The organism is Stutzerimonas stutzeri, from assembly GCF_013522825.1.
GTDB lineage: Bacteria > Pseudomonadota > Gammaproteobacteria > Pseudomonadales > Pseudomonadaceae > Stutzerimonas > Stutzerimonas stutzeri_AK.
Window position 1 is genome coordinate 1 of the sequence record NZ_JAAMQZ010000076.1, and the last position, 6,233, is coordinate 6,233.

Here is a 6,233-nt window from a genome sequence, read left to right on the forward strand (position 1 = left end):
TGCCACCCCTGCGTCGCTGCGCTCCGACTGCCCGGCCGGATGGCCGTGGAACAGGTGGCCAGATGGCCCTGGAATGCCTGGCCAGATGAGAGCGGACTGGGTGGCCGGATGGCGTGGAATCCGCAAGCTGCCGGGGCAAAGAGGTCACGCGTCGTTGAGGGCTGGAACAATGCATGGGCTTGGATGCCTGTGCCAGCTATGGCGGCTGTGTTGGTCGTAGTGGTCGGCTCTCAGATCTCAGCAGTGGTCAGGGACATGGACAAGCTACTGCCCGTTATTCCCGTCTACCTCGGTTTCATGCTCTTGGCACCACTGGTCGGTGCGCTGGTTGCGCGGGCATTTAAATTGCCGGCCATCACTGCAAGATCAGTGGCGTTCAGTAGCTCGACACGAAATTCATTGGTGGTTCTGCCCCTGGCACTGGCTTTGCCCGAAGAAATCAGAGAGCTCGCTGCGGCAGCAGTTATCACTCAAACGCTGATTGAGTTGGTCAGCGAGCTAATTTACATCCGAGCAATTCCTGCTTTGGTCTGGCGCAAAATGTAGAAGCTTGGTAAGCACAAGTCCAAGACACCCTGCGTGATTAAACGGTCACCCACCTGTGTGGTAACAGCTCGGCAATCTCACTAGCTCGCTGCGTAGGCAGGCGCGTCAACACATCCTTCAGGTAGGCATAGCCGGGCAGGCCTGCTCCAGGTGAATACTTCGATCTTGATATACCAGTGAGCGGCTATCTCTCGGGCGACCTCCAGCGTAGGCTTCAGGTTATGCAGGACGCAATCAGGCACCAAGGAGTTCACATGTACCTCACGATCATGAAGCCACAATCGCTTCAGCAAATCGCTGTATTAGCCCGTGGATTATGGATCGTTGAAGGCCCTGAGGGCTCCGTGCTGGTAATCAAGGCAGGGAAAGAGCTGATCCTGGCCGCTCAGCAAAGGCGCGAATTGAAGCTTTACCTGGCGCCATACAAGGTAGACGAAACGACGGGATTTACGCTTCTCACTGCCTGCTTTGATGACCCACAAAGCCCGCTATTGATCAAAACCCCACTCATCCCAGGTGACCCTCTCACCGAGGCACTGCAGAGCTTCCCTGACGAGTTCAGTGTGTGCTTTTTCGACGAGCACAACCGTGAGCTGTTCAGTTGTAAGGCCCAGGCGAAGCTTGGTCAGCTCCGCAAGGAGCTCGGTACACTCAGCCCAATTGGAGCAGATCACTGGCCCAAGATGTATGAGCAGGCGGACAGGTGGTTCAGCCTCACGACCTATGAGGACGACGCTCGTGCCGCAACGGTGTTACTAGGGGAGGATTTGTTCCCCTCGGACTATTTGATCACCGACCTGACCCGCCAGGACTTTCGAGGCTCCAAAGGCTTTTCCAATACACAGTTGGAGCGCACTGAGCCGGGTACGTTTCAGGAACTGGATATCATCTATCTGCTCCAGCGGGCATATACCTCCGAGCGGATCATCCATGGCCCCTTGAAGGTCTCCGATGGCGAGGAGCTGGCTGACGTAGTGGTAATGGGCGATGAAGTGACTTTACTGCTGCAGGCGAAGGACAGTCCCAATACCCCAGCGACGTTGAACACAACGCTTGAGAGAAAGCGAAAGAAGGCTACAAGTCAGTTGAAGAACGGTCTTCAGCAACTACGTGGCGCTATTTCAACGATCAAGCGAGAAGGCAATCCAGCCTTGGCGCTTGTGGGCGGCACGCCCTTGGACATTGATCTTGCTGCACGACCCCTGGTGGGAGTTGTCGTGGTCAGAGAGTTTTTTATCGACAACTACGATGAATACAGCACCATGATTTTGAAGTTCATGGATGAGGTTGGTGTCCGCGTCCTAGCCTTCGATTACAACGAGTTCGAGGTGATGACCCGCCACTGCCCTTCGGAAGATGCACTGCTGTCAGCGTTCTTCCAGATTTCCAAATGCGCTGAGGAAAGGCGGATCTATCCCAGGCTGCGCTTCAAGGATCTGCCGCCGCGCTAAATCGAATCGGACAAGTGGAGAGCTTCTTTGCTCGTGCCCCACGACTCCCTTTCTAACCAGGCAGTTCTTTGAGCCAGTAACGCCTGACAGTCGCTTCAGGCAAACCCAGCGCTCGACTCACCTCCGCCTTCGACATGCCACTGGCCTTGAGCTCTAGCACAGCTCGGATTCGATCTGGGCTGCTGGGTTTGCCTCGCGTGCGCTTTACCAGCCCTTCACCTGCGTCCCAGTGCTTCTTCAGGCCCTGCAAGCCTCCCAGGGCTATGAAGCCCTCCAAATCCTGCGAAGCCTTCGCCATGACATCGATAGGTGATGACCCATTCTGGAGAGCCTGGCATAGCGCGACGAGAGCCACGAGGTCGAAATCTAGGGTGCGCGCGATCTTGCTCAGCTTGACCAAAGAGACCTGCGTTTTCCCTTGCTCCAATCGCGACAGATTGGCTTGGGAACTGATCTCGGCGAGCTCCTCCTGGGCCGATCCTCTAAGGTCGCGCAGAGCTCGGACTATTGCTGCTATCTCGTTCTGCATGCTGAGCGCTCAAAACGAAGAATAGGGCCACAGCGTCATGCGTCGATAAATATCGAAAGCTGGCAATAATGGCGCCCATCGTTTATCGTGGGCCTACAGATGACAGCCTCGCCGCGTCCGGGCGACCGGCCAGGGAGTGATCAATTTATTAGAAAGTCGACGTCAGCAGGCTAGGGATGAAGCTTCACATACTGTCTGATTTACATTGTGAGTTCGCCGATTTCGTCCCCCCTGTGGTGGACTGTGACGTGGTCGTATTAGCCGGCGACATCCACGTGAAGTCCAGGGGGGCCAGATGGGCCAGCCTGGCCTTCAGCACGCCTGTCGTCTACGCCATGGGCAATCATGAGCACTACAGCGGGAATATAGATCGAACTCACAGCAAGCTGCTTGACGCTGCTGAGGCGCACGTCCACGTCTTGGAAAATCAGGTTTTAGAGTACGGTGATGTGCAGTTTTTCTGTGCTACGGCTTGGACAAGCCTGGCCGCGACCGGAGACCCAGTAGCTGCTTCTTGGTGTGCTCGTGACTCACTGAATGACTTTCGCGCTATCCGTGTCGGTGAACAGTATCGGCGTTTGCGCCCTGACGACCTGATCGCGAGAAATCGAGAGACGAAGGAGTGGTTAGAGGCTCAGCTGTCTCTGCCATTCAACGGTAAACGTGTAGTTGTGACTCACCATCCGCCTCTTATGAAGTTCGTGAGTGACCAAGGAGCCGATCCTCACTTGCGAGCAGCCTATGGAAACAATTGGGATGGCCTGATGGATTTCAAGATCGATCTATGGATCTTTGGCCATACCCACGAAGCTGTGGATGAGGTTGTTAATGGCGTCCGGTTTGTGAGTAATCCTCGTGGTTATCCCACCGAAGAAACTGGCTTTCGGCCAGACCTAGTTGTCAGTGTATGAAGCCTGACAGGGCTGCCGGCGTTTAGCTTTTTTCAGTAAGTGAGTAGGTTTCAAATTCGAACGTGATGGAGAATCCATGAGTTGTCTGAATTCCCAGGACTGGACGGCTGAGGGCGGAATACGACTGCCCAGTCTGGTGTCAGCTAAGTTGGCGATTGCGCAGGCCCATGATTGGGGTGCACTAGTGGACGCGTATCTGGTAGATGCAGCTGAAGTAGGCGATCGTTTCGTTGCGTATGTGTATGGCGATCTTTCAGGGCAACTGGTTGATGGGATGACAATTGTCACACCCCCTAGTGAGGTGATAGCGGAGGTCGAAGGCATGGCGTTATTGCGGACAGTGTCAGGCAACGATCATTACGTCATGGTCAGCCGATTGCCTGCCGCCGCTTGAGTGCCCCCGCGTCGTCGAGGCCGCTGTCTCAGCCTGCTTCAGTAGGCCCCACCGTCATCTAATCCATTAATAGTTAATGTGTGTTTAAGGGAAGAAGCATGTCCGAGTTAAAGAAATTGACATTGACTGTTAAGAACTATGATGCTCAAGCGAGCGGTGATCTAGACGCTCTCTATCGACGTGTTAGATATGAAGATGAACACGGCGCTACGCTCTATTTCAAGGAGGTTGTGATGCTGAAGTATCTTGCGAAGCATGGTGCTTTGGCGACTGATGTTCCGCGAACTTGGTACTATAAACATGCCTCAAAGAAATCGATAATTGTTGTCGCTTTTGAGAAGGCTGGTGGGAAAGTTGAGTGCGACTTGGATGATCTGCGAATTATTGCAAGGTCGACTTTGGTAAAGGGTGTGGTTATTTCGCTAGCAGCGGTTCCAGCTGGGATTATTGCTGCAACGGCCACCTTTGGAGTTGGGCTTGTCATTATTCCTATGTTTTTGTGGTATGGGTACAGGAACGTCTTCAAGCTTCCGAAAATGCTGGGTCGAAAAACGCTGGTGGATGATTTTTCAAAATTTGGCGTTACTCTTCGGTAGATTGGTTATTTGGTTGTTGAGCTTGATTCTCGTTAGAGTGGCTGGCTGTCTTGCGGGCGGTGACCAGCGAAGGAAACTCAGATGAAGACCAGTGCCGTAATCTTTGACGCCTTCGGAACGCTGGTACAGATACAGCAGCCGACACATCCGTTTCGACAGTTGCTTCGAGAGGGGCGACGCCAAGGCCGCTTGCCTCGCGCTGATGACATCCGAACGATCATGACCCATTGCCTTTCTCTAAGCGAGGCTGCGCTGGCCTTTGGTATCAAGATCTCGCCCTCCCAACTCGCATTTCTTGATCAATGCTTGGAGGAAGAGCTGGCAAGCATTCAGCCTTATCCAGACGCGGTTGAGGCCGTTGGGCTACTGCAAGCTGCAGGGGTGAGACTGGCCGTATGTTCAAACCTGGCAATGGCCTACGGCCCCGTAGTGGAAAGGATTTTCCCGCACCTTGGGGCCTATGGTTTCAGCTATCGCATTGGTGTTATGAAACCGCAAGCCGGCATCTATCAGCACACCTGCGATCTGCTTAATGTCCGGCCAGAAAATGAGCTCAGTGGTCAGAGGCGGATCGTCATGATTGGCGACTCAGAAAGGTGTGATCGGGATGGGCCTGGCCAGGTTGGTATCAAGGGTTACCTGTTGCGCAGGAATGGAGACGGGGCTTCCAATCTTTCCCACTTTGCACGATCAGTGCTGAGTGATAGGTAGCTGCGAGCAGATCTTCAATTCGATGGTAAGCGTTGCGTCTGAGCTAAAGGGCCGCGCCACGAGGTGGCCCTGCCGGGATGCCCCCTGCACAGAGTACGAGGGGCGACCAGACCAGTATCACCAGAGGGTGAAGCATGAATGAGCTTAGGATTGTCGGGCGATGTGTTCGCTCCCCGATTGGCTGCTGGAGTGCTAGGAATCGCTGTTTTCAGACGCGTTACGAGCAGGTCTTCTCAATCGCACTTGAAGTGTTTGGAAGCCGAAAGAAGGCGCAGCGATGGCTTGTAAGATCTGTAGCAGGTGTAGGCCGTCAGACACCCTGCAGGGTGCTGTGCACACCTATGGGATTCACAATTATCCATGACGAGATTATGCGGCTTGATCACGGCATACGTGCCTAATCCCATTTAGCCAGTCATTTGGCAGGGAGAGCAAGGCTCGTAATAAAGCTTATTGCTACTAGAATGCACATTCCAACTAACAGCGGAATTGATCCAAATCTTTCTAGAGCAAGTGCTGCTGCTATGGGGCCTACAGCCTGGGCAATCAGCATCGGGCGAGCCAGCAGCCCCATACGTGCTCCGTAGCCATCCGCGCCGAATAGAGCCAAGGGTAATGTTCCGCGAGCAATGGTCAGAATTCCATTACCTGCTCCGTAAAGCGCCAAGGCTACGAAGGCCAGCCACGGGATGGCCGGTAACAGCAGCGCAATACCCACCCCGCATAGCAGGATGGCGATACGAGCCGACCAGGTAGGGTGTAGGTTTCGCCCAATCGAAAACTCTGCAAGGCGTGCCATGACTTGAGATGGCCCAATCATCATTCCTATGGCCAGTGCTGTTGAAGTTGCGATGCCAAGCAGTTTTAGCACATCAAGTAGGTGGACTGAGACGGAAGAAATAACCAGCGACTGGAATGTCAGCAGCGCTGCCAGCAGGATGAATATGCGATTGGTTAGTTTGCTGGAACTAGGCTTTGTACGAAAAGTATTGCCGCATGCAACGTAGGCTGCAGGCCAAGGTGACCATGGCTGCAAAGCTCTTGGCCAGCTTGTCATAGCGAGTGCCGATCCTGCGATTTTCTTTCAGCCAGCCA

General features: G+C 54.0%; 8 protein-coding genes and 3 pseudogenes. 7 read left to right on the forward strand and 4 right to left on the reverse strand.

Translation table 11 applies throughout. The features are described 5' to 3' along the window. Positions 1–126: 126 nt before the first annotated feature. Positions 127–546, forward strand: a pseudogene (locus tag G7020_RS23405) (arsenic resistance protein); the annotation flags it as partial. A 37-nt stretch (positions 547–583) separates the two neighbouring features. Here G7020_RS23405 and G7020_RS23410 read toward each other — a convergent pair. Beyond that, positions 584–676 (reverse strand): annotated as a pseudogene (locus tag G7020_RS23410) (transposase domain-containing protein); the annotation flags it as partial. Between the two features lie 124 nt (positions 677–800). Here G7020_RS23410 and G7020_RS24235 point away from each other — a divergent pair. Next, complete coding sequence (locus G7020_RS24235) at positions 801–1,997, forward strand: hypothetical protein (protein WP_228386024.1); 1,197 nt, start codon at positions 801–803, stop codon at positions 1,995–1,997. A gap of 52 nt (positions 1,998–2,049) precedes the next feature. Here the strand turns inward: G7020_RS24235 and G7020_RS23420 are convergent, their stop codons facing one another. Then, a complete protein-coding gene (locus G7020_RS23420; RefSeq protein ID WP_033901843.1) occupies positions 2,050–2,526 on the reverse strand; it encodes a helix-turn-helix domain-containing protein in 477 nt (158 codons plus the stop codon). 176 nt (positions 2,527–2,702) lie between these two features. Here G7020_RS23420 and G7020_RS23425 point away from each other — a divergent pair, with 176 nt between their 5' ends. The 5 genes from G7020_RS23425 to G7020_RS24415 all read left to right on the forward strand — a co-directional run bounded on the left by G7020_RS23425 (position 2,703) and on the right by G7020_RS24415 (position 5,539). After that, positions 2,703–3,437: a metallophosphoesterase gene (locus tag G7020_RS23425; RefSeq protein WP_033901844.1), complete on the forward strand. Its 735-nt coding sequence runs from the start codon at positions 2,703–2,705 to the stop codon at positions 3,435–3,437. Positions 3,438–3,513: 76 nt separating this feature from the next. Beyond that, positions 3,514–3,831 carry a hypothetical protein gene (locus tag G7020_RS23430; protein ID WP_033901845.1) on the forward strand — a complete coding sequence of 106 codons (318 nt, stop codon included), beginning with the start codon at positions 3,514–3,516 and terminating at the stop codon, positions 3,829–3,831. A 98-nt stretch (positions 3,832–3,929) separates the two neighbouring features. Continuing rightward, on the forward strand, positions 3,930–4,427 hold the full coding sequence (locus tag G7020_RS23435; protein WP_033901917.1) for a hypothetical protein: 498 nt from the start codon (positions 3,930–3,932) through the stop codon (positions 4,425–4,427). 81 nt (positions 4,428–4,508) lie between these two features. Then, positions 4,509–5,138, forward strand: a complete 630-nt coding sequence (locus tag G7020_RS23440) for an HAD family hydrolase (protein WP_058410959.1) — start codon at positions 4,509–4,511, stop codon at positions 5,136–5,138. 134 nt (positions 5,139–5,272) lie between these two features. Further along, the gene (locus tag G7020_RS24415; protein WP_082461812.1) at positions 5,273–5,539 is read left to right on the forward strand and encodes an antitoxin Xre/MbcA/ParS toxin-binding domain-containing protein; all 267 of its coding nucleotides are present in this window, start codon (positions 5,273–5,275) and stop codon (positions 5,537–5,539) included. A gap of 14 nt (positions 5,540–5,553) precedes the next feature. On the opposite strand, the gene G7020_RS23450 is transcribed toward G7020_RS24415, so the two are convergent. Both G7020_RS23450 and G7020_RS23455 read right to left on the reverse strand, forming a co-directional pair. Continuing rightward, the gene (locus tag G7020_RS23450) at positions 5,554–6,009 is read right to left on the reverse strand and encodes a hypothetical protein (protein WP_181087199.1); all 456 of its coding nucleotides are present in this window, start codon (positions 6,007–6,009) and stop codon (positions 5,554–5,556) included. Between the two features lie 97 nt (positions 6,010–6,106). After that, positions 6,107–6,233: pseudogene (locus G7020_RS23455) on the reverse strand (IS5/IS1182 family transposase); the annotation flags it as partial.

Excerpts from the sequence above, each read along its gene's own strand:
- G7020_RS24235 (WP_228386024.1), top strand. The coding sequence starts at position 801 with ATGTACCTCACGATCATGAAGCCACAATCGCTTCAGCAAATCGCTGTA.
- G7020_RS23420 (WP_033901843.1), bottom strand. The coding sequence starts at position 2,526 with ATGCAGAACGAGATAGCAGCAATAGTCCGAGCTCTGCGCGACCTTAGA.
- G7020_RS23425 (WP_033901844.1), top strand. The coding sequence starts at position 2,703 with ATGAAGCTTCACATACTGTCTGATTTACATTGTGAGTTCGCCGATTTC.
- G7020_RS23430 (WP_033901845.1), top strand. The coding sequence starts at position 3,514 with ATGAGTTGTCTGAATTCCCAGGACTGGACGGCTGAGGGCGGAATACGA.
- G7020_RS23435 (WP_033901917.1), top strand. The coding sequence starts at position 3,930 with ATGTCCGAGTTAAAGAAATTGACATTGACTGTTAAGAACTATGATGCT.
- G7020_RS23440 (WP_058410959.1), top strand. The coding sequence starts at position 4,509 with ATGAAGACCAGTGCCGTAATCTTTGACGCCTTCGGAACGCTGGTACAG.
- G7020_RS24415 (WP_082461812.1), top strand. The coding sequence starts at position 5,273 with ATGAATGAGCTTAGGATTGTCGGGCGATGTGTTCGCTCCCCGATTGGC.